23 protein-coding genes are annotated in these 21608 nt (G+C 58.3%); 9 read left to right on the top strand and 14 right to left on the bottom strand.

Annotation, left to right across the window (positions count from 1 at the left end; genetic code table 11):
• Positions 1–22: 22 nt before the first annotated feature.
• Positions 23–1849 (bottom strand): long-chain-acyl-CoA synthetase, encoded by a 1827-nt coding sequence (locus J3P79_RS07735; RefSeq protein WP_434609448.1) that lies wholly within the window; start codon positions 1847–1849, stop codon positions 23–25.
• A 358-nt stretch (positions 1850–2207) separates the two neighbouring features.
• Here J3P79_RS07735 and J3P79_RS07730 point away from each other — a divergent pair, with 358 nt between their 5' ends.
• On the top strand, positions 2208–2486 hold the full coding sequence (locus J3P79_RS07730; RefSeq protein ID WP_186637286.1) for a DUF3509 domain-containing protein: 279 nt from the start codon (positions 2208–2210) through the stop codon (positions 2484–2486).
• Positions 2487–2549: 63 nt separating this feature from the next.
• Here the strand turns inward: J3P79_RS07730 and mtnC are convergent, their stop codons facing one another.
• From mtnC to aroC, 5 genes are read right to left on the bottom strand one after another with little or no spacing between them, the layout of a single operon-like run.
• Positions 2550–3239 carry an acireductone synthase gene (gene mtnC, locus J3P79_RS07725; protein WP_434609445.1) on the bottom strand — a complete coding sequence of 230 codons (690 nt, stop codon included), beginning with the start codon at positions 3237–3239 and terminating at the stop codon, positions 2550–2552.
• Positions 3240–3243: 4 nt separating this feature from the next.
• Positions 3244–3789: a 1,2-dihydroxy-3-keto-5-methylthiopentene dioxygenase gene (locus J3P79_RS07720; protein ID WP_434609443.1), complete on the bottom strand. Its 546-nt coding sequence runs from the start codon at positions 3787–3789 to the stop codon at positions 3244–3246.
• 17 nt (positions 3790–3806) lie between these two features.
• On the bottom strand, positions 3807–4427 hold the full coding sequence (locus J3P79_RS07715; RefSeq protein WP_039594387.1) for a methylthioribulose 1-phosphate dehydratase: 621 nt from the start codon (positions 4425–4427) through the stop codon (positions 3807–3809).
• Entirely contained in the window at positions 4424–5569 is a 1146-nt protein-coding gene (locus J3P79_RS07710; protein WP_039594386.1) for an MFS transporter, read from the bottom strand. The genes J3P79_RS07715 and J3P79_RS07710 overlap by 4 nt, the downstream gene beginning before the upstream one ends.
• A gap of 34 nt (positions 5570–5603) precedes the next feature.
• Positions 5604–6695: a chorismate synthase gene (gene aroC / locus J3P79_RS07705; RefSeq protein ID WP_434609440.1), complete on the bottom strand. Its 1092-nt coding sequence runs from the start codon at positions 6693–6695 to the stop codon at positions 5604–5606.
• Positions 6696–6824: 129 nt separating this feature from the next.
• Between aroC and J3P79_RS07700 the strand changes: the two genes are divergently transcribed.
• Both J3P79_RS07700 and J3P79_RS07695 read left to right on the top strand, forming a co-directional pair.
• The gene (locus J3P79_RS07700; protein WP_434609438.1) at positions 6825–7790 is read left to right on the top strand and encodes an alpha/beta hydrolase; all 966 of its coding nucleotides are present in this window, start codon (positions 6825–6827) and stop codon (positions 7788–7790) included.
• A 118-nt stretch (positions 7791–7908) separates the two neighbouring features.
• Positions 7909–8706: a hypothetical protein gene (locus J3P79_RS07695; protein WP_434609435.1), complete on the top strand. Its 798-nt coding sequence runs from the start codon at positions 7909–7911 to the stop codon at positions 8704–8706.
• Positions 8707–8787: 81 nt separating this feature from the next.
• Here J3P79_RS07695 and prmB read toward each other — a convergent pair whose 3' ends face one another.
• On the bottom strand, positions 8788–9696 hold the full coding sequence (prmB, locus tag J3P79_RS07690; protein ID WP_434609432.1) for a 50S ribosomal protein L3 N(5)-glutamine methyltransferase: 909 nt from the start codon (positions 9694–9696) through the stop codon (positions 8788–8790).
• Positions 9697–9949: 253 nt separating this feature from the next.
• Between prmB and J3P79_RS07685 the strand changes: the two genes are divergently transcribed.
• The 5 genes from J3P79_RS07685 (at position 9950) to J3P79_RS07665 (ending at position 13445) form a co-directional block, all read left to right on the top strand.
• Complete coding sequence (locus J3P79_RS07685; RefSeq protein ID WP_434609430.1) at positions 9950–10540, top strand: cysteine hydrolase family protein; 591 nt, start codon at positions 9950–9952, stop codon at positions 10538–10540.
• 129 nt (positions 10541–10669) lie between these two features.
• Positions 10670–10990, top strand: coding sequence for a hypothetical protein (locus tag J3P79_RS07680; protein ID WP_264430738.1), 321 nt, complete (start codon positions 10670–10672; stop codon positions 10988–10990).
• A 74-nt stretch (positions 10991–11064) separates the two neighbouring features.
• A complete protein-coding gene (locus tag J3P79_RS07675; protein WP_045156639.1) occupies positions 11065–11622 on the top strand; it encodes a Smr/MutS family protein in 558 nt (185 codons plus the stop codon).
• A 379-nt stretch (positions 11623–12001) separates the two neighbouring features.
• The gene (locus J3P79_RS07670; protein ID WP_310365608.1) at positions 12002–12715 is read left to right on the top strand and encodes a hypothetical protein; all 714 of its coding nucleotides are present in this window, start codon (positions 12002–12004) and stop codon (positions 12713–12715) included.
• A 211-nt stretch (positions 12716–12926) separates the two neighbouring features.
• Positions 12927–13445, top strand: a complete 519-nt coding sequence (locus J3P79_RS07665) for a DUF2846 domain-containing protein (RefSeq protein WP_434609428.1) — start codon at positions 12927–12929, stop codon at positions 13443–13445.
• Positions 13446–14279: 834 nt separating this feature from the next.
• Here the strand turns inward: J3P79_RS07665 and J3P79_RS07660 are convergent.
• Positions 14280–15227: an aromatic alcohol reductase gene (locus J3P79_RS07660; RefSeq protein WP_003173940.1), complete on the bottom strand. Its 948-nt coding sequence runs from the start codon at positions 15225–15227 to the stop codon at positions 14280–14282.
• A gap of 96 nt (positions 15228–15323) precedes the next feature.
• On the opposite strand from J3P79_RS07660, the gene J3P79_RS07655 reads away from it, so the two are divergent.
• A complete protein-coding gene (locus tag J3P79_RS07655; protein ID WP_003429427.1) occupies positions 15324–15782 on the top strand; it encodes a winged helix-turn-helix transcriptional regulator in 459 nt (152 codons plus the stop codon).
• A 17-nt stretch (positions 15783–15799) separates the two neighbouring features.
• On the opposite strand, the gene tnpC is transcribed toward J3P79_RS07655, so the two are convergent.
• From tnpC to J3P79_RS07625, 6 genes are all read right to left on the bottom strand, one after another.
• The gene (gene tnpC, locus J3P79_RS07650; protein WP_042944682.1) at positions 15800–17329 is read right to left on the bottom strand and encodes an IS66 family transposase; all 1530 of its coding nucleotides are present in this window, start codon (positions 17327–17329) and stop codon (positions 15800–15802) included.
• Between the two features lie 81 nt (positions 17330–17410).
• Complete coding sequence (gene tnpB, locus J3P79_RS07645; RefSeq protein ID WP_003177794.1) at positions 17411–17746, bottom strand: IS66 family insertion sequence element accessory protein TnpB; 336 nt, start codon at positions 17744–17746, stop codon at positions 17411–17413.
• The gene (tnpA, locus tag J3P79_RS07640; RefSeq protein WP_003173944.1) at positions 17743–18075 is read right to left on the bottom strand and encodes an IS66-like element accessory protein TnpA; all 333 of its coding nucleotides are present in this window, start codon (positions 18073–18075) and stop codon (positions 17743–17745) included. Before tnpA ends, tnpB begins: the two co-directional genes overlap by 4 nt.
• 74 nt (positions 18076–18149) lie before the next feature.
• A complete protein-coding gene (locus J3P79_RS07635; protein WP_434609426.1) occupies positions 18150–19466 on the bottom strand; it encodes a hypothetical protein in 1317 nt (438 codons plus the stop codon).
• A gap of 202 nt (positions 19467–19668) precedes the next feature.
• Complete coding sequence (gene umuC, locus J3P79_RS07630) at positions 19669–20946, bottom strand: translesion error-prone DNA polymerase V subunit UmuC (protein ID WP_434609424.1); 1278 nt, start codon at positions 20944–20946, stop codon at positions 19669–19671.
• On the bottom strand, positions 20939–21364 hold the full coding sequence (locus J3P79_RS07625; protein ID WP_041476085.1) for a LexA family protein: 426 nt from the start codon (positions 21362–21364) through the stop codon (positions 20939–20941). The genes umuC and J3P79_RS07625 overlap by 8 nt, the downstream gene beginning before the upstream one ends.
• Positions 21365–21608: the final 244 nt, after the last annotated feature.

Here is a 21608-nt window from a genome sequence, read left to right as displayed (position 1 = left end):
TCTCCAACGGCCATAGCCAGAATCAATAGCGAAAGTGTCCGCCCTGGATCCCCATCGACAATTGCCGGTCCACGCGCACATAGGTCGAGCTGTCGGGCAGCCAGGCGTAGATCGGTTCGTCACCCGCCAGGCACGGGTCGAAAGCCTCGGCCTTGAGGCGGGTCTTCTGGTATTTGAAGGTGCCGGTGGTGTCCATCTTCACTTTGATGCGCAGAAACAGCGGCACCGCATAGGCGGGCAGCTTGCACTGCAGAAACCGCAGCAGTTCATTGAAGTCCAGGGTCGCCAGGGATTCGGCCGGGGTAATCGCGGCCATGCCGGCGCGGCCATTCGTGCCGTTGATCTCAACGCCATAGGCCACCGCCTCGGCAATCTGCGGATGCTGCAGCAGCACGTTCTCGACTTCCGTGGTGGAGACGTTTTCGCCTTTCCAGCGGTAAGTGTCGCCGAGACGATCGACGAACTGTCCGTGGCCGAAACCAATGTTGCGCAACAGATCACCGGTATTGAAATAGCGGTCGCCGGGGACGAAGACGTCCCGGTAGATGGTTTTCTCGGTCTTGGCCGGGTCGGTGTAGCCATCCAGCGGCGCCTTCTCGTCGATGCGCGCCAATAACAGGCCCGGCTCACCCTTGGGGACTTTTTGCATGCGTCCTTGCAGGTTGCGCAAGGGGGTCCCGCTGTCGTGGTCGTACTGAACCAACGCCCAGGCCATCAGGGAAAAACCGACGGTATTGTCAAAGTTGAAGATGTTGGTGAAGCCGATGTTGCCGTCGCTGGCCGCATAAAGCTCACAGATGTGCCTGACGCCGAAACGTGTCTTGAACGCCGCCCAGGCGCCAGGGCGCAGGCCATTGCCGATCATCTTCGTCACGCAGTGCTGCCGGTCCGTGACGCTCGCGGGCTGGTCGATCAGGTAGCGGCAGAGCTCACCGACGTACCCCAGGGTAGTCGCTCGATATCGGCGCACGTCGCTCCAGAACTGGCTGGCGCTGAACTTGCGGCGGATCGCGAATCCCGAGGCTCCGCAGATCGCCGCGCCCCAGCAGACGCATAACCCGGTGGCGTGATACAGCGGCAGCGTGCAATAGACGATGTCTTCGGGCTGCATGTCCAAGGCGATCAGGCCGAAACTGGTGGACGTGCGCATCCAGCGACCGTGGCGGAACACCCCCGCCTTCGGGAGCCCCGTGGTGCCGGAGGTATAGAGGTAGAAACACGGATCGTTGAAAAATACCTGCTGGCTGTTGGCTGGGTTCTCGCCTGGGTATTGCTCGCTTGCGTGAATCAGGTCGACAAATCCCCACGGCGCCGTGGTGCGCTGCTCGTCAGCCACCCACCAGGTTCGAGCGTCCGGCAGCCCGGTCCGACCGCGCACATCGTTGAACACAGCGACCCGCTCATCCCCGACCACCACTGCAACAGGCGTCACCAGTGCAAGGCTGTGAACCAGGGCATCCTCGGTTTGCGAGGTGTTGATCATCGCACTGACTGCGCCGACCTTCGCCACCGCGAGCACGGTGACCAGCAGCTGTGGACGGTTCTCGATAAAGATCGCTACGCAATCGCCCTTCGCGACGCCCTGCGCCAACAGGTAATGGGCGATGCGGTTGGCCTGCTCGTTGACCTGTGCATAACTGAGCACCGTATCGCCGCACAGCAGCGCCGGACCTTGGGGATTGCGTTGCGTGGCCTGCTCGAAGCACCAGCCCAGGCCACAGGGCTGGGTGGGGTCCTGGACGTTTGCCAGTTTCATGCCTTTGACAATGCGGGGAACAGCGCTGGCGATGGCGGGCAACTTGCGCAGCATCATGCCCCAGGTAATGGCGTCGCTGGGTGTACGACTCATGGGTGATCCTTCCCCGGCCGACCTTATGGGTCGCGGTTCTTATGTGGGGTTATGCGAAAGCTGGATCGAAAGTACGCCAGCGATTCCAAGGCTGTACATGCGGTTTTTGCAATGTTTTGTATCCGCAGTCTTAGGAACAGGCGAAACGTGAGCGCGGGGACACGGTTTGGTTCCAAAAATAATCGCCCGACCACGCAAAATGCAGGATGCACGATGACCGTTCATGCAAGTTGCACGAAAGCGAAAAAGCACTGTATTTATAACTTGTTGTTTTTTAAAAGATTTTCAATTATTCAAATGCTGGCACAGACACTGCAACACCCCCTCCACGGTTTGCCACACCATGGAGCAATGAACGATGAATATGATTCAAGAGAAGTTTGCATCGCTGTTTTCCAACTACGAAGTCACCACTCAGCCACGCCCGGATGGCGGGATCTTGCTGACCCTGCGCAACAGCGACGGCAAACTGTTCAAACGCACGATTTCCTACGCGCAATTGCACGCCGGGGACCAACTGTCATGGGCCATCAGTGCCATTCGCCGCGATCTGGCTGAACAAGCCAGCGAATTGCCGCCGGTGGCGATGTTGCAGAGCCAGCATCGCTTCGCGCTACCGACCTACCACAGCGCCTGACACGCTGTGTTGGGATCAGGCCTGGAACCTCGGTTTCATGGCCTGATTTTTTTTGCCCGTCGTTCAGGCGCCGAACCGCGACGGCTCGATGTCGGAAAAGCTTGCCACGGTTTCATGACCGAGCAGTTCGCCACCTTCACGCGCCAGGCCACAGGTGGCCATCCCGGCGTCACGGGCCGCATCCAGTTCCTGGACGATGTCCGACAGAAACAGAATATCTCCCGGCGCAATGCCCATCGCCTCGCTGATCCGCTGGTACGACTGCGTTTCTCTCTTCGGCCCTGATGTGGTGTCGAAATAGCCACTGAACAACGGCGACAAGTCGCCTGCCACGGAACAACCGAAAATCAGCTTTTGCGCCTGGATCGAGCCCGAGGAATACACAAACAGCCGATAGCCTTGCTGGTGCCAGTCTTTCAGCGCGTGCACCGCATCCGGATAAACGTGACCTTTCAATTGGCCGGCCTGGTAGCCCTGCTCCCAGACCATGCCCTGCAACGCCTTGAGCGGCGTGGCCTTGCGGTCCTCGGCGATCCAGCCCAACAGGATCGCGACGACCCGCTCGATGTCAGCGTCCCGCTCGCCGCTGTCTCGACGCACCGCCTCCAGTTGTCCGGCCACGTCGGCGCGTCCGGCGTTGTGCCGGATAAAGTCCGGCAGGTGCTCGGCGGCATAGGGAAACAGCACGTCGAAGACGAAACTCACCGCGCTGGTGGTGCCCTCGATGTCGGTGAGAATGGCTTTGATCGTCACGAAGTCAGTCCTCCAGGCGCGGGAAGCGGCTGGCGATGTCGTCGCCGGTGAACTTGGCGACCCAGCCTTCCGGGTTGTTGAACAGCCGAATAGCGACAAAATGCGGGTGTTCGCCCATGTCGAACCAGTGCGGCGTGCCGGCGGGCACCGAGATCAAGTCGTTCTTTTCGCACAGGACCGCGTAGACGTAATCGTCGATGTGCAAGGTAAACAGCCCACGACCGGCGACGAAAAATCGCACCTCGTCCTCGCCATGCCGATGTTCATCAAGAAACTTGGCCCGCAGTTCGGCTTTCTGCGGATGGTCGCTGTTGAGGCTGATGACATCGATCGTCACGTAGCCGCGCTCGGTCATCAGCTTGTCGATCTGGGTCTTGTAGGCGGCGATCACCTCATCCTGGCTGGCGCCGGGCTGGATTTTCGTCGCGGCTTCCCAACGGTCGAACCGCACGCCTTTCTCGGCCAGGGTCGAGGCGATGTCTTCGAGGTGGGTCAGTACCTTGTTCGGAATCTCGGGACTCGAGACGTGGTAGACGGACAGGCTGCTCATGGCAATGGCTCCAGCAATTATCGGTTCAGGAGTGCGCGGGTCTTGAGCTCGCACTCGAACAGGAATTCAAACGCTTCGATCTGGCGCAGCGCATCGTTCATGCCCGGCCCCCAGGTGTACAGGCCGTGGCCGCGGATCAGGTAGCCGACGCAATCGGGATGCGCCTCCAGCCAGGGTTGCACCTTGGCGGCCAAGCGCGCGATGTCCTGGTCGTTGTCGAAAATCGGCACGCGAACGCGAGATTCATGAGTCGTGACACCGCTGAAGGCTTTTTGCAGTTCGTAGTCTTCAAAGTCGATGAAGGCTTCGCGGGTCAGGCGCGACAGCACCGTGGCGTTGACCGAATGGGTGTGCAGCACCGCGCCGATCTGCGGGCGCCAGCGATACAGCTGCGTGTGCAGCAAGGTTTCGGCCGACGGTTTCTTGCCCGGCTCCAGGCTGTTGCCGTCCAGGTCGGTGGCCAGCACATCATCGATGCCCAGTTGCCCTTTGTGCTTGCCCGATACGGTGAGCAAGGCTTGGTCAGCGGATAACCGGGTCGAATAATTGCTGCTGGTGGCCGGCGACCAGCCGCGACCGTACAAAAAACGCCCGGCGTCGATGATGTCTTGGGCGAGTTGTTCACGGGTAAGGCTCATGGCCTGTCCTCTTGCATGCGTGTGGCAATGATAACGGCTGCAGCGAAGGCTGCGAGGCTGGCGATGTTGAATGTCCAACCGGCGCCCAAGGCATTCCAGCTGTAGCCGGAATACAGTGCGCCCAACGCCCCGCCAGTCCCGGCGAGGGCGGCGTACAGCGCCTGGCCCTGGCCTTGCTGGCGCGGGCCGAAACTACGTTGCACGAAATGGATGGCAGCGGCGTGAAAACTGCCGAACGTCGCAGCGTGCAATACCTGGGCAAACAACAGTACCCAGAGAAACTCGGCCAGCGAGCCCAGCAGCAACCAGCGCAGCGCCGCCAGCAGGAAACTGACCATGAGCACCCGCCGCACGGAAAACCGCGCCAGGATCCGGCTCATGAACAGGAACACCAACACCTCGGCCACAACGCCAACGGCCCAGAGCACGCCAATCAATCCACGGCTATAGCCCAGGCGCTCCAGGTGCAACGTCAGGAAGGTGTAATACGGCCCATGGCTCATTTGCATCAGACCGACACATGCATAAAACGCCAGTACGCCCGGGTTGCGCAATTGCCGCAGGAAACCGTCCCCGGCCACCCGCGGCCCCTGCACCGGCTGGGCGTTGGGCACCCAGAAACTGCTCAGCACGATGCCGCCCATGATCAAGGCCAGGGCCACCGGGTAGATGTCCAGGCTCAGCCATTGGAACAAGCGGCCAAGGACAACGACCGTGATGATGAAACCAATGGAGCCCCACAGGCGGATCTGGCTGTAGCGCGATGCCTGCCCGCTCAAGTGGGCCAGGGTGATGACTTCGAACTGCGGCAGCACCGCGTGCCAGAAAAACGCATGCAGCGCCATGACCATCGCCAGCCAGGCGTAGCTTTTGTCAATGAAGATCAGCGAGAAGCTCAACAGCGTGCAGATCGCGCCGAACCGCACGATCGCCAGGCGCCGACCGGTGTAGTCCCCCAGCCAGCCCCAGAGGTTCGGCGCCACGCAGCGCATCAGCATGGGAATCGCCACCAGCTCGCCGATGCGTGCCGCGTTGAACCCCAGGTGATCGAAGTACAGCGCCAGGAACGGCGCAGTCGAACCGAGCAAGGCGAAATAGAACAGGTAGAAACTGGAAAGCCGCCAGTACGGCAACGCCGCCATGGTCGTCAGGCCACGGCGGTCGGCAGGCCAGCCATCAAAGCTGACCCAGCACCGGCGTGCCGACCTTGACGTCGGCGTTCTGGCCGCGATGGCGCAACAGATGATCCATCAGCACGATCGCCATCATCGCTTCGGCGATCGGCGTGGCGCGAATGCCCACGCACGGGTCATGGCGGCCCTTGGTGATGACATCGACCGGGTTGCCATGAATATCGATGGAGCGGCCCGGCGTGGTGATGCTGGACGTCGGTTTCAACGCCAGGTGGGCGACGATCGGCTGTCCCGAGGAGATGCCGCCGAGGATGCCGCCGGCGTTGTTGCTCAGGAAACCTTGTGGCGTCAGCTCATCGCGATGCTCGGTGCCGCGTTGGGCGACGCAGGCGAAACCGGCGCCGATTTCCACGCCCTTCACCGCGTTGATGCTCATCAGCGCGTGGGCCAGTTCGGCGTCGAGGCGATCGAAGATCGGCTCGCCCAGGCCAGGCATCACGCCTTCGGCGACCACGGTGATCTTCGCGCCGACCGAATCCTGGTCACGGCGCAACTGGTCCATATAGGCCTCCAGCTCCGGCACTTTGTCCGGGTCGGGGCTGAAGAAGGCATTCTGCTCCACCGAATCCCAGGTCTTGAACGGGATTTCGATCGGGCCCAGTTGGCTCATGTAGCCGCGGATGACGATGCCCTGGCTCGCCAGGTATTTCTTGGCGATCGCCCCGGCCGCCACGCGCATCGCGGTTTCCCGGGCCGAGCTGCGTCCGCCGCCGCGGTAGTCGCGCTCGCCGTATTTGTGGTGGTAGGTGTAATCGGCGTGAGCCGGGCGGAACAGGTCCTTGATGGCCGAGTAGTCCTTGGACTTCTGGTCGGTGTTGCGGATCAGCAGGCCAATGGCACAGCCGGTAGTGCGCCCTTCGAAGACGCCGGAGAGGATTTCGACTTCATCGGCTTCCTGGCGCTGGGTGGTGTGGCGACTGGTGCCGGGCTTGCGGCGGTCCAGGTCACGCTGAAGGTCGTCCAGGGAAATCTCCAGGCCCGGCGGGCAGCCGTCGACAATGGCGACCAACGCCGGGCCATGGCTTTCGCCCGCGGTGGTGACAGTGAACAGCTTGCCGTAGGTATTGCCGGACATGCAGGGTGCTCCGAGAAATCGCTGAGAGATCGAGATGGGCGCCAGTATACGCAGGCTCCCCGAGTAGTTCATCCTCGAACCTTATCGGTGCCCGCCAGTCCAACCGGCACCTTCGCAACTCATGGCGTCATGATGTTAAAACTGTTCGTGTTGAGCCTTACCCTCTTCACTGGCCTGGCCTGCAGCCTCGCCCAGGCCACCGTGCTGCAACGTCCCATCAGCCTCGACACGGGCAACGGTGAACTTTTCGGCTCCCTGCTGCTGCCAAAATCCGACACGCCGGTGCCCGTTGTCCTGATCATTTCTGGCTCAGGCCCTACGGATCGTGACGGAAACAACCCCGAAGGCGGGCGCAACGACAGCCTCAAGCGCCTGGCCTGGGTACTCGCCCGGCAGAACATCGCCAGCGTGCGCTACGACAAGCGCGGTGTGGCCGCCAGCCTGGCGGCCACACCTGACGAACGCAACCTGAGCGTCGAAGCGTACGTTGCCGATGCCGTGGCCTGGAGCCACAAGCTGGCCGCCGATCCACGATTGGGCCCGTTGATCCTGCTGGGCCACAGCGAAGGCGCGCTGATTGCCAGCCTCGCCGCGCCCCAGGCCAACGCGGCGGCGGTCATCTCGGTGGCCGGCAGCGCGCGTCCGATCGACCAGGTCCTGCGCCAGCAACTCAGCGCCCGCCTGCCTCCGCCCTTGATGCTGCGCAGCAACGAGTTGCTCGACAGCCTCAAGGCCGGCCGCCCCGACCCCAATGTTCCCCCGCAATTGCAGGTGATCTTTCGCCCAAGCGTGCAGCCCTACCTGATATCGCTGTTCCGCCAGGACCCGGCCCAAGCCTTCGCAGCCTTGAAGATGCCGGCCCTGATCATCCAGGGCAGCCACGATATACAGGTCAGCGTCGACGATGCCCGGCAACTGAAAGCGGCCAAACCCGACGCCGAGCTAGCGTTGATCAGAGGCATGAATCATGTGATGCGTATCGTACCCAACGACGTGAAGCGGCAACTGGCCTCCTACAAGGATCCGAACCTGCCACTGGCGGCGGAACTCGGGACGAACATCCTGCGCTTTATCGGCTCGATCGTTGCCCATTGAGCGGATCGGCCGCGATACAGGCCAATTGCCCTCCAGTCCTGGCAAAAACGGCCGATAAACCGGTGTCGGACAGCGCAACGGCTGTCGACAAGCCGGCCTGGACAGGATTTTTGCCGTTATGACTGAAACTCAGACTTCTCCCGACACCGCCGCCGAAACGGCCGCGCCAGCAGCCCCATCGGCGCCAGAGCTGCCTTGGGCGGACGTTGAGGCCGAACACCACAAGATGCTCCGGCTGGCCCCGCTCAAGACCGACCGCGCTACCGGTGCGCGGCCCTTGCGGTTTGTCGAGTTCAGCTATGCCGAACGCCACAGCAAGGAACGCAGCTTGCTGCGCATGATCATCCGCTTGCCTGGGCAACGGGTGCGCAAGGAACAGAATCATCTGGATGTCTGGGCCGATCATGTCGAGAAGCGCCTGTTCTTTTCGCCGGACAGCTTGCAAGTCGAGCCCTTGAACCGAGGCATCGGCCGCTTCCTCGCCGCCCAAGGGATCACCTGGGCCAAGAAGCGCTGGTCGAGCTATCGGGTGGAAGGCACCGACCTGAACAACAAGGACGCGCTGAACGAAGACACCCGCCTGCGCCGTGATCACTTCCTCAAGGCCCACGGTTTCGAAGTGGCCTACGCCGACGCCCAACACCTCAAGGGCAGCGTCAAGCAAGCCCAGGTCGGCGACCTGCTGGGCGACTGGAACACCGAGAAGCTGCAATTCGTCGAGATCCTTGAAGCCGCGCAAATGCTGCAACAGGCCGAGCAGAATCTGGCGGAGCAGGAAGTCAAACTGCAAAAGCAGGAAGAGAAGGTCAATAAATTCAAGCGTGAAGACACTGGCCTGCGCTTCACGATCACCTGCCTGGTGGCGTTTGCGATGTTCCAGGCCGGATTGCTGATCTGGATTGCTACGCGGCATTGACTGCCGGCTGCTTGACACATAACCCTGTGGCGAGGGGATTTATCCCCTCGCCACAAGGACAGTTCCTTCAGGTCACTCGGATCACACCCGCGAAGCAAACAACGCCTGGTGCTCACGGCACTGCTCGGCGCTGAGCATGAACACACCATGCCCACCGCGCTCGAACTCCAGCCAGGCGAAGTCGACTTCCGGGTACAGCGCCTCGACATGCACCTGGCTGTTGCCTACCTCGACGATCAACAATCCTTTGTCCGTCAGATGATCAGCCGCTTCGGCCAGCATCCGACGCACCAGGTTCAAGCCATCGTCGCCGCAGGCCAGGCCCAGCTCAGGCTCGTGCTGGTATTCCTGGGGCATGTCGGCGAAATCCTCCGCATCGACATAGGGCGGGTTCGACACGATCAGGTCGAAACGTTGCCCCGGCAAACCATCGAAACCATCGCCCTGGACCGTAAACACCCGTTCATCCACACCGTGGCGCTCGATATTCTGATTGGCGACTTCCAGCGCCTCGAACGACAGGTCGGCCAACACCACCTCGGCCTCGGGAAACTCATAGGCGCAGGCAATCCCGATGCAACCGGAGCCCGTGCACAGGTCGAGGATTCGCGCAGGCTCCTGGCCCAACCAAGGCTCGAAGTGTTTTTCAATCAACTCACCGATGGGCGAACGCGGAATGAGCACCCGCTCGTCGACGATGAACGACATCCCGCAGAACCAAGCCTCGCCCAGCAAGTACGCGGCTGGAATTCGCTCTGCGATGCGGCGACGCAACAGGCGCTGCACGTGCACCAATTCCTCGTCTTCGAGGCGGCAATCCAGGTAGCTGTCGGCAATTTCCCACGGCAGATGCAATGCGCCCAACACCAGTTGGCGCGCCTCGTCCCAGGCGTTGTCGGTACCATGGCCAAAGAACAGATCCTCCCCATGGAAACGGCTGACGGCCCAACGGATATGGTCGCGCAGGGTACGAAGGCGGGAAGTGATCACGACGGCAAACTCCAGAAAAATCGACGGGCGAGTCTACCAGCCAAACGTGTGCCTACCCAAACGCGACCCGAAGCCTAAAGAAAACAGTGTTTCAAACGTAGGAATCATCCGTTTTCTGCGCGCCCCATTGAACAAGCTGTCGATCTTGACAAGGCTGTAGGCCAGCAACGACGGCACTTGCGATGGAAGCGATTCACAGAACCGCTCCGCCAGAGGAGAATGTCGCAAAAGCCCCACTCGAAGGAGCCCCAGAATGTCCGTTCCAAAAACGATGTTTCAACTCAGCGGCCGCGGTTACGCAGCGGCCAACCTGAGTCAAGCGACGCTGATCATCATCGATGCCCAGAAAGAATACCTTGCCGGCCCCCTGGCCCTGAGCGGCATGGATGCGGCAGTCGCGAACATCAGGCAACTGCTCGGCGCAGCCCGGTCCGCCGGGCGGCCAATCGTGCATGTGCGCCACTTGGGCACCCATGGCGGGCTGTTCGATCCACAGGGCGAGCGCGGCGAGTTCATTCCGGGCCTTGAACCCCTGGGCGACGAAACCGTGGTTGAAAAACTGCTGCCCAGCGCTTTCCATGGCACCGACCTGAAGAAGCGCCTGGAAGACCTCGGCCCCCTGGACCTGATCGTCTGCGGTTTCATGAGCCATTCCAGCGTCAGCACCACCGTGCGCGCCGCCAAGAACCTGGGTTTCCGTTGCACCCTGGTCGAAGACGCCTGCGCCACCCGCGACCTGCCGCACAAGGGCGGCGTGCTCAGCGCCGAACATGTGCACCAGACCGAAATGGCGATCATGGCCGACAACTTCGCCACGCTGGCCCTGACCCGCGACTTCACCTGACAGCTTCGGTGAGCGGCTTGCTGCGCCGCTCATCCGCAAAAGCCTCTCATTTCCTCCAATTGACCTAGTGTCAGGAACAACCCGAACATCTTCCGGTCGAAGGGCCGATACCCATTGAGGAAGGTCGGAATGAAGATATCCGATGGTTTTGACGCACGTCGCTTACGGCCCAAAGGCCCGAGCAACTGGCGATTTCGTATCGGCGCGGGGATCGCGGCGCTGCTGGCAACGCTGGGTGTGCTGCTGGCGATGGCCGGTGCCGCCAGCCTGCTTGGCCGCCCGCCCGCGCTGGGCGAGCTGAACGCCACCCCGCTGGGTTCGGCGATCATCCTGGCAATCGGCCTGTTGGTACTGCTGCTGGGCGTCTGGCTCTGGCGCCGTTGCCGCCGTCGCGCCCGCCAATCCCTGGAGCTGGCCATGGCTCCGCACCTGATGAAAAAGCACGACTGATCCGCCATCCGACGTTTTGTCGCGCCCTATCCCGCTGGAGTTCGGTAAACTGGCCGGTCTTCGCGGAGGCTGACATGCAAGACGACGACTTTTCCCTGTTCAAAAGTGCGATCCAGGGCGTAAAACCAATCAAACACGATCGCGCCGAAACGGGCAAACCCAAGGCCGATCGCGCACAGATCGCCAAGCTGCGCCAAGCCGCCACCGTACGCACCGACGCCACCACCGTGGACGGGTTGTCCGATCAGTTCGTCATCGACGTCGGCCCTGAAGACGAGTTGATGTGGGCGCGTGACGGTGTCCAGGAAAGCCAGATGCGCAAGCTCAAGGTCGGCCAGATTCCCTTCGAAGGCAGCCTCGACCTGCACGGCATGACTGTCGAAAAGGCCCGCGAGACGCTTTGGGCGTTCCTGGCCGAAGCCACCAGATTCGAAATCCGCTGTGTGCGCGTCACCCACGGCAAGGCCGTGCGACTGGACGGCAAGCGACCGATGATCAAGAGTCACGTCAACACTTGGCTGCGCCAACATCCGCAAGTGCTTGGCTTCACCTCCTGCCAGGCGAAACACGGCGGCGCTGGAGCGGTGTACGTGATGCTCAAGCGCACCATGATGGAAGGCCGCGACGAGTAACCCCTCGATTGCCGAGCTTGCAGCGCCGTGTCCGCCACCGTACCCTTGCCCTTTGCGTAAAATCCCACAGGTAGTTTCATGTCTCTGGAACAGAATTACACCGCTATGTAGGGTGGGTTCTGCTTGGTTGTGAGAGGTAATGAAATCGGGTGGGTTGTGCTCAGGGTTACCTGATTTCTCTCGCCGAAACGCAACGATTGGTACGGAAATTGGTACGAGATCCGCCCAACCCATACCTTGAAAGTCCTGCGTCGGGTTGCGACGACGCCTTTTCATAGCCGAACCCAATCCATCCCACATATGCATCTCAGCGTGCGTTCAAGTGCAGGTAGGAACTGACATCTGCTCATTGCCCTAAACGACAAGTCGGGTCTAAAAAATGGACATTAAAGAGTTTTGCCTCGCTCATGGATTCGATATGAGCAAATGTGCAGTCGCGTTAGGTGGCGGGAGCTTCGTATTGGTGGAGCTTAAAACCTCGCCTGTGGAATTCTTGAGCTTAGCGGAAGACGATTTTGAACGAGGCGGACTGTCGGCCCTTATCAATGCGACAACTAATGTGAAGCGCGCAATTGTCTGTCAGCTTGACCAACTGCTGATCTCGTTTGGGTATCAATCACTCAGATTGGATGTACCGGAAAAGATAAGGCGATTGAGAGCGCTTGGCTTACTGGCTCCGAGCCTTTTGCGTAAAGTGGTCAAAATGCGAAATATTCTTGAGCACGAATATGGACGCCCTGAGCTTAAATCAGTTGAGGAAGCGCTAGACATCGCAAGTCTGTTCGTAATGTCCGCTTCAGCTATGTTCATTCCTTTTGATGATGTCTTAGAATTTACGCTTCCTGACGGTTCAAACGGGGATAGCCCTGTAACGCATATCACTGCCGGTTTAAACCGAGACTCTCGTGGTGTTTTCTATACTGTCTACGCATATGAGCCCGGCGGATATGGTGGGCGATGCGTTGGTCAATGTGAGATTAAATCAGGGCACGTGCTTTTCGAAGCGATGGTTAAGCTTTCTGCATCATTGATGCTTCGCTACAAAGTCGAACAGGCTTTCAGTGATTTTGACAAGGCGTACTCGATGATATGAGCCAGGGCAACGTTAGGGGTAGAATTTGCCTCATTTCTGCCCCAAGTCCTATCAAAGCCCGTGTCCCTATTGGTGGAACTCCCAGAATTGGGATGCTCCAAGCTAGTGCAATAGCGCATAGCTAAACGTCTGCGGGTTAGACTAAGTCGATGGATGGTTCCGCTATGCAATTAGCGTTTTTCTGCAACCCATACAGAAGGGAGTTGTTCTGATGTTCCGTATATTTTTTACTGGTTGCCTGTTGGGCATCCTTAGCTTGCTGCAAGGTTGCTCTAGCGGTCCATCACTAGACCACCGGCCTTATTATCAAGGGCCGGCAGAAGCAAACGCCAATAGCGCTACAGTCTACGTTTATCGTCCAGTACACAGGGCCGCTCGCCGAGTGAACCTATATATTGAACTCGATGATCAGCAGGTGGCAGAGCTACCATCTGGGGGCTATCTGAAACTCCAGCTGCCTGAAGGCTCACACGTCTTTGAGGCCAACACGCCGCCGCTTGGGGGCTCTTTCATCGGAGACCGCTTCAATCTCACTGTAAAAAAAGGGAACGTATATTTCATCGCTGGTCAAATCCTTGAAACGCGCCCTACTGACGATCAGACTCTGGGCACTGTTAAAGATGGACTGTTCGGTGGTGAGCGGCTTTTTTTCCGTTGGGCTATGGTGCCTCAAGAAATGGCTGAGGAGAGAGTGAGTTTTTGCCGCCTCGTGCCCCCTACGCCGATCTAGTATTCTATCGAAATTGCCAGCTTACTCGACCAAGCTCCTCGTAAGATCCCTATCCCAACGCGGATAGGGATCCGCGTCCTTCAAGCCTACCGATGATGGATTGGATGGATTGATCGCCGAACCCGCCGTTCCGCTTGATTAGCGCCGCTTTTTTCGCCGCTCCCGTAGCAAATATCTAGCAACCGCAGCTTGGCGCATTACATCCGTGCAGCGCTGGTCGAGAAGGATACCGATACGTCCTCTGGGTTTTGCTTGGCGGTTAAGTCAGGGTTGTGTGTTTAGATCCACCTGATTTTTCCCTCCATATGCAACGTTTGGTACGAGAATCGCCCATCCAAAGCCTCGCTTCGACTGCTACGAAGCGGGGCGTTTTCGTAGCGGAAGCTTCTTTTTGCTCGCTCAGTGCCGGCTTTCTGCCAAAAACAAACCAACTGCCCCTCCCCCGCAGAGCTATGTCGATATTATGCGCTCAGTCCTCCTGAATTCGTATCTCGATCGGTAGTCGGGCAAATTCATAAGTAAGCGTCCGGCAGACACACCTTGACCACACCATTCTCCCCCGTGCTCCTCAAAACCACGCTCATTTGCAAGGCTTTAGTAAGCGCTTGGTTAAGTCACCGTGGTTCGGAATTCGCGCTTAGAAAACTCAATAGATAGTGAAGTGGGACGCCTCAGACCTCGGCAGATGGTGCGGATAAGATAAAGATTCGGTCGTCTTGGATTACCAGACCCATTCTCCGCGCCTTAGCTTCGGTTATCAGCGCCCATTATCAGACTGAGGAGCTTTTTAGCAGGTCAACTCCGAGCGCGAGAACGTTCGTTCAGCTACTGCCCTTATGCTGATGAGGTTGCCAGATTTGCACGGGCCCACTCCTCAGCGGTCGTGACTTGAGTCGACTGCTGCGCGTTGAAAGTGCCTGCTTTAGGCCAGGCCACGCCTCTGCCCTGGGCGAACACAGCGCGGTACTTCTTGATGTGATGCGTTGGGTCTCTCTCCAATTCTTGGAGCAAGTACGGAACAGTCCACACGTTACGTTTGAACGGGCGACCCAGTACACGTTCGAGGAGGCTCGCAACCTCTCCGTACGTCACTGTATCTCCCGAGAGGTACACAATCTGATCGCGGAAGCGAGGTTCGAAGAAAACAATTTCCGCTGTCAACGCACCAATGTCTTCTGGAGTCGTGAGCGTCACGCTGGTCTCAAGACTGCCTAGCGCGTTCACGGTATCGTTTTCGAAGTCAACCACCTCGAATACTGGCTCGAATAGAAAGCTGGTGAACATACCCGTCGAGATGATTACCCATTCAGTTTTATCCTGGGCGCGAAGCAATTCGCGTACATCAAGCTGAGCATCGAACAGATCTTGAGGACTGCCCCGACCGATTACCTCGAAGTCGACACCAAACTGCCAAGGAAAGTAGCGCTTCACACCGGACTTGAGAGCTGCTGTAGCCAGCTTCATCGGGGTTTCCCGGCCTGCAACCATGCCTGCGCAGCCTATTACGGTATCGAACCGTGCGAACACTTCAGCCAACTGATCGATTGAATTATTCACGAGATCTGCGGCCACCATCTGGATGCCAAGATCTCGAAGCTCATCGATTTCGACCTTTTTCTCGGGCACCTGAGTGTTGATGGTCGAATCCCTGAGCAGGACGCTGATTGTGGAGCCGGGCGCGCGCTTTGCTACTCGCGCAAGATTGCGCAGAACCGGCAGCCCAAGCTCACCGGCGCCTAGAACGAGAATGGATTGGGGGGAAAGCTGGGTCACTTCGGTCATGATTTCTCCTGAGACCTGTTGCCTGTAAGATGAACAAATGCTTGCACGATTAGGCAACGTTCGTAAGAAGGCACACCTGTGATACCAGAGAATGAAATGACCGATCAGGAGGCTCTCAGCCAGGCAGAAACAATTTGCCGAACGCTTAGAGAAGACGATGATGGCGTCAGACGAGAAGTGCTTGCTCACGCAGGTAGCCGCTGGTCGTTAGGTATTCTGCATGCCCTGGGGGTTTACGGCACGATGCGCCATGCCGAAATAAAAAGGCAGATGACTGGGGTGACTCAGCGGATGTTAACCAAGACGCTACGCTCCATGGAGCGGGATGGGCTAGTGGTTCGGCGGGAGTTCGGTGAGATTCCGCCACGTGTCGAGTATGAGCTGACGCCGCTGGGTATGGGACTGTTGATCCGCATGTCACCTATCTGGACTTGGGTTGTCGAGAACGTTGAGGATTTCCGCAAGGCGCGGCGTATTTTCGACAGTCAGGATGACAAAAAACCCGCATGGCAAATACCTCCATCGACACCATTAGATTCAGACGCGTCGGACTGAATGTAGCTCATAGCGTGTTAGGAGCCCTGTGCCCATTGATGCGGTAGTAATTGGTCAATTGCACTGGCCCTCTGTGTCGGCAACCGCGTCAGTACATCCTTGAGATACGCGAACGGATCATGCCCATTCATGCGTGCCGATTGAATCAAGCTCATAATTGCCGCCGCTCGTTTACCGCTGCGCAGTGATCCGGCGAAGAGCCAATTCGAACGGCCAAGGGCCCAAGGCCGGATCGTATTTTCGACCCGATTGTTGTCGATGGGCACAGCACCATCATTGAGGTAGCGCGTCAGCGCTACCCAGCGTTTCAGGCTGTAATCCAGAGCCTTGGCTGTGGCCGAGCCCTCGGGCACAAGTTCGCGCTGAGCCAGCATCCACTCATGCAACTTCTCCGCGATAGGAATCGCCATTTCTTGACGTAATCGCCAGCGATCTTCATCGCTCATCTCTTTGGCCTTTCGTTCAACCTCGTATAGGCCGCCGATTGAGTGCAGCGCCTGTTCGGCCAGTTGGCTTTTGTTCGCCACATGCAGGTCGAAGAACTTGCGGCGAGCATGGGCCATGCAGCCGATTTCGGTGATGCCCCCTTCGAAGCCGGCCTTGTAGCCTGCGAAGCCATCGCAGACCAGCTTGCCGTTCCAAGTGCCCAGGAAGTTGCGCGCATGTTCGCCAGCACGGCTCGGGCTGAAGTCGTAGACTACCGCCTTCAGTGCCGAGAATGGTGTCGTGCAGTAGGCCCAGACATACGCTCGGTGCGTTTTCTTTTCACCCGGTGCCAGCATCTGCACGGGTGTTTCATCGGCATGGACGACTCGCTGGGCCAGCACTGCCTCGCGCAGTGCTTCCACGAGCGGTTGCAGTTGTACGCCGGTTTGACCCACCCACTGCGCCAGTGTCGAACGGGCGATGGGCAGCCCGGCGCGGCCGAAGATTTTCTCTTGGCGATACAGCGGCAGATGGTCGGCGAACTTGGCCACCATGATGTGGGCCAGCAGGCCTGCGGTCGGGACGCCTTTGTCGATGACGTGCGCCGGTACCGGCGCCTGGATTAGCGTTTCACACTGCTCGCAGGCCCACTTTCCACGGATGTGACGCTCGACGGTGAATACGCCGGGCGTGTAGTCGAGCTTTTCGCTGGCGTCTTCGCCGATGCGCTTGAGGGCGCAGCCGCACTGGCAGTGGCTGTTGTCCGGTTCGTGATGGATCAGTGTGCGAGGAAACTGCGGTGGCAGCGGTGCGCGCTTGGGTTGCTGGCGCACTTTGGCTTCGACAGGTGCCGGTTGCAGCGCCTCAAGTTCGGCTTCGATAGCGGCGATATCCGTATCGATCAAGTCGTCGAGCAGGCTGGCTTGATCCGGGCTCAACTGCTCGCTGCGCTTGGCAAACTTGAAGCGTTTGAGCAGCGCGATCTCGTGGGCCAGTTTCTCGTTGACCGACTTGTGATGAGTGATTTGCTTGTCCATTGTCTCGACGCGCTGGATCAACTGCGCCGCCAGGGCACGCAGTTGTTCAGGGTTTAATTGATCGAGATTTGGATGCAAAGTCATGCCGCCGATTTTGCCAGAGAGGGCTGATGGCGACGATAGACTGATGGGCCAATTGCGCTGGCAAGCACGCCATGGCAGATGTTAAAGCATCGAGATGATTCCGCCTGCACCGACGCGCTGCCAAGGTAAACCGAGCACCAGGGCCTGAAGTTGCTCGGCATCCAACTCAACTTCGGAGCCGTGTCGCACACCCGGCCAGAAGAAGCGTCCTTGATTCAAACGCCGGGCGGCAAGCCAAATCCCCACGCCGTCATGCACCAGCACTTTCATTCGATTGGCGCGGCGGTTGGCGAACAGATAGGCACAGTGCGGCTTCGCCGCACCGAACACCGCCACGACTCGTGCGAGCGCGGTTTCAGTGCCGGCGCGCATGTCCATGGGCTCGGTGGCGAGCCAGATGGAATCGACGCGGATCATCGCAGCAGGTCTCGTAGGAAAGCAGAACACGCCGCTGCATTTTCTGCTGGCCAACTCACCACGACTACACCTTTTGGATGCGGCACTTCGATTCGGATCGTGGCAGGAAGGGCCTGATGCATCGGCACCGGCGGCGAAGTCTTGACCGGGATGAAGGCAGTTTGCAGTGCCAGGTTTTTCTGCGCATGCACCCGAATCCATTTATGGACGAGGTTTGCATTGAGGTTGTGGGTCAAGGCGACATTGGCAATTGAAGTGTCAGGATGGGCGCACTCAGTAATGACCTGGGCCTTGAAGGACTTGGAATAGGAACGGCGTTCTTGTGGCATTGGCGTCCGCTTAAAAAGGCTAAAAATGGTGTCCACTTAAATTTAGGTGGACACCATCGCCTTAACCGATGGCATCAGGAAGATGTGTTGCTCGGACGGTTACATTCATAATCACCTGATAAAATCCGCAAACTCCATATCCCGGCGATTTCTGCACCGAATTGAACAGCTATGCACTGGGTAAAATTAGCTACAGGCCGATCCTCGCCCCTAATCACATTAAACGGCAGTCTAAAAATCTCTTGTCCATTTGGATCATCAACAACAATTAAAAAGGTGAGTAAAAGAGAGGCCGGCACTTGCCCCATAGATACAACAACCGTCGCTGGCCAGACTACATCTGCTGGTAGCTGTGGAATGATCCAGCTCTCTGCGGCGCCTCCCAACACATAAAGCAGACCGTTTTTTGAATGTAATGCATCAGCGACCATGAGCGTCGACACAACAAGCCCGGAGTCAATTTCTGCAGTTGTCACCTCCCGAGCTTCCGGGGGTATTGCGAAGCCTGGCTGCCCCCTCGCTCCTCCCTTAGCTACAATAGATCTTACTATCTTCCCGTCGGCTGTAACAAAGCGCAGCTCAGTGTCGCCTCCGTTACCGGAATGTTCACCTGGATGCCGCCCACTTTTTCCACCTTCACCAATGTACACCTCTACGGTTAATGGCTCTTCGGGAGAATGGAGCTGATCTAGAGAAAGCGTCGTGTAAACGCTTTCTCCTCCACCACCTCCGCCGCCACCCACCGCATTTTCACCTTCCGCACCAGCTCCGCCGCCGCCAGCTCCAGGGGACTCACCCGAGGGGAGCTGGTAATTCAAAACACTTTCGCTGTTCCAAATGCTTTCGTAACGAATACTTCCACCGTGGCCACCATCCCCTGCCTTCGCGTTCTTCCCCACAGCCCCGCCGCCTCCACCCCCAGCACCAGGACCAGCGCCGCCTAAACCTCCAAGGTGCAAAACCGAGTCTTTGATCGTAATGCCCTCTACAGACGCACGTAATGCTTCACTTGCCATCTCGGATGTAAGCATCCAACCTTGCCCTCCTATAGCATCAAACTCTTTGAGCTGTTCTTGCTTCCAGGTTCTGAGTACATTAGGGGGAAATGCGTCCACTCTATTAGGTCGGTCGACCTCCCAAGCATGTTCAAGACAAAGTATTAGGAGGTTTCTTATCGAACGATTCTCCTCTTCCGTCATATAGGCGTCCCAACGTTCGCCCCCTTCACTACGAGCGCATATATGAGCAACGTTGGAGTTCAAAAATCTCTCGCCGGTTGATGAATCCACCTTATATAGCGGCCGCTGGCATGATGGGTACGCGCACCTGTACGCGTTGGCATAAAGCTCTTTCACTGTCGCTTGGGTCGGTGGGCGGTGCTCAATAGGCATAATAGGGTCCTTTTAAATGGCCACAGGTAGTTTGAACTGAACAAGGTGCTACTCTTTAAGGTCGCCCCCGAGTCGATTCACTCAACCAGCCTTCACCATCGTTACGAGCTTTTAAAGCTGAAATCACTGCAAATTCTCGTGGAGAGACTGAGACAAGCTCTATTGTATTGCCACGAGTTATGGCTAATCTTTCACGGGCCACCTACTTACAGCGAACCATCCATAGCTGATCAAGTCTAGTCGTAAAGCTCCGACTCACCATCTCTCGACGCATGCCCCAATCTGAGTCGACGGGCACGCTGGCCGATCGTAGTGTTCCCCTACCCCATCGCCCGTTGACCTGGTCTAACACCGCCATCAAATTCGTGGCGTCATCTGGTTGAGAGGTGGCAAATAGGTCGTCGGTGTACTCACCTTGCTGACAAAGGTTCATCAATAACACCTCAGCCTTGCTGTACTTGAAGCCCGGCCGGAAGATCCGGTCGAGCGCGTCGACCGCAGCTTTGGTCAGCAACCGCACATCATCGGTGGGATACGGCAGGTCAATCAGCACGCCATTGGCATACTTCGCCTCCTCCGGATTGAACATACCGGTGCGGATACTGACGCGGATCTTCTTACACAGCGACTTCTGCGCCCTGAGCTTTTCCGAAGCACGCATCATGTAGGTGGCCACCGCCTCCTTGATCGGTGCAAGCTCCGTGAGCCGCTTACCAAACATCCGACTACAGCAAATCTCCTGCTTCGGCGGATCCGGCTCATCCAGCTCCAGGCACGGCGTGCCGGCCAGCTCGCGGGCGGTCTTCTCGATCACCACGCTGTACTTCTTGCGCAGTGTCCATGGATCAGCCTTCGCCAGGTCCATCGCTGTCTTGATGCCCATGGCGTCTAGGTGCAGTTTCATCTTACGGCCGATGCCCCAGACCTCGGCTACGTCCGTATTGCGCAGCACCCAGTCACGCTTGAAGGGGTCGCAGATATCGACCACGCCGCCCGTTTGCACTTGGAGCCGCTTGGCCGTGTGATTCGCCAGCTTTGCCAGGGTTTTCGTGTGAGCGATCCCCACCCCAACAGGAATGCCGGTGCAGCGCAGCACATGGCTGCGGATCTTGCGGCCGAGGGCATCCCGACCGTCAATGCCGGTCAGATCCGCGAAAGCTTCGTCGATGCTATAGACCTCGACGGCCGGCACCATCGATTCAATCAGGGTCATAACGCGCTCGCTCATGTCTCCATAGAGCGCGTAATTCGAGGAGAACGGGACGATGCCGTGCTTCTGCAGCTTGTGCTTGATCTGGAAATACGGCTCGCCCATTTTCACGTAGGGCTTGGCGTCGTAGCTGCGGGCGATCACACAGCCGTCGTTGTTGCTCAGCACCACAATGGGCACGCGGGCCAGGTCCGGCCGAAACACTCTTTCGCAACTGGCATAGAAGCTGTTGCAATCGATCAGGGCGAAAACTGGCTGGGCTTTAGACATGGCTGCGCACGCTGCAGGTGATGACGCCCCAGATAATCAGCTCGTCGCCCTCAAGCACGTACCTCGGTGGGTACTTTGGGTTCTCCGACAGGAGAATCACCTCCTTCCCACGGATGCAGAGGCGCTTGCACACGGGTTCGTTGTTCAGCAGCGCCACGACGATGTGACCATGCGCAGGTTCCATCGCACGGTCCACAACGGCTAGGTCCCCTTCAAAGATCCCAGCGCCTTGCATGCTCTCCCCGGCGATGGAAACCAGGTAGACATGCGGGGCGCGAATGTTCAGAACCTCATCCAATGAGATGTGCGCTTCGATGTGGTCCGCCGCTGGGGATGGAAACCCGGCGGGCACACGAAACGAACACAGGGGCAGCTTCAAGCCACCCTCAGCAATAGGGCCTAGAATTGAAAAGCTCATGACGCACCGATCCAAAAATACTGTACAAAAAAACAGTAAATCTTGTACAAGGTTCGCAGTCAATTTGTATAGGAAAATCTGACAGGCGGGATAGCTTATGGCTGGGAGATTCGTGCAACGATAATAACTATGTTGCTTTACCTAAGCGCTTTCCGATGCGTTACGCGTAACGATAGTAACTATGCGATTTACCTAAACGCTTTCCGATGCGTTACGCGTAACGATAATAACTATGCGGTTTACC

Origin of the sequence: Pseudomonas sp. R1-7 (genome assembly GCF_051132105.1) — a bacterium.
GTDB lineage: Bacteria > Pseudomonadota > Gammaproteobacteria > Pseudomonadales > Pseudomonadaceae > Aquipseudomonas.
The sequence above is the reverse complement of the archived record's forward strand: the minus strand, read 5'-3'. Positions and strand labels throughout refer to the sequence as shown.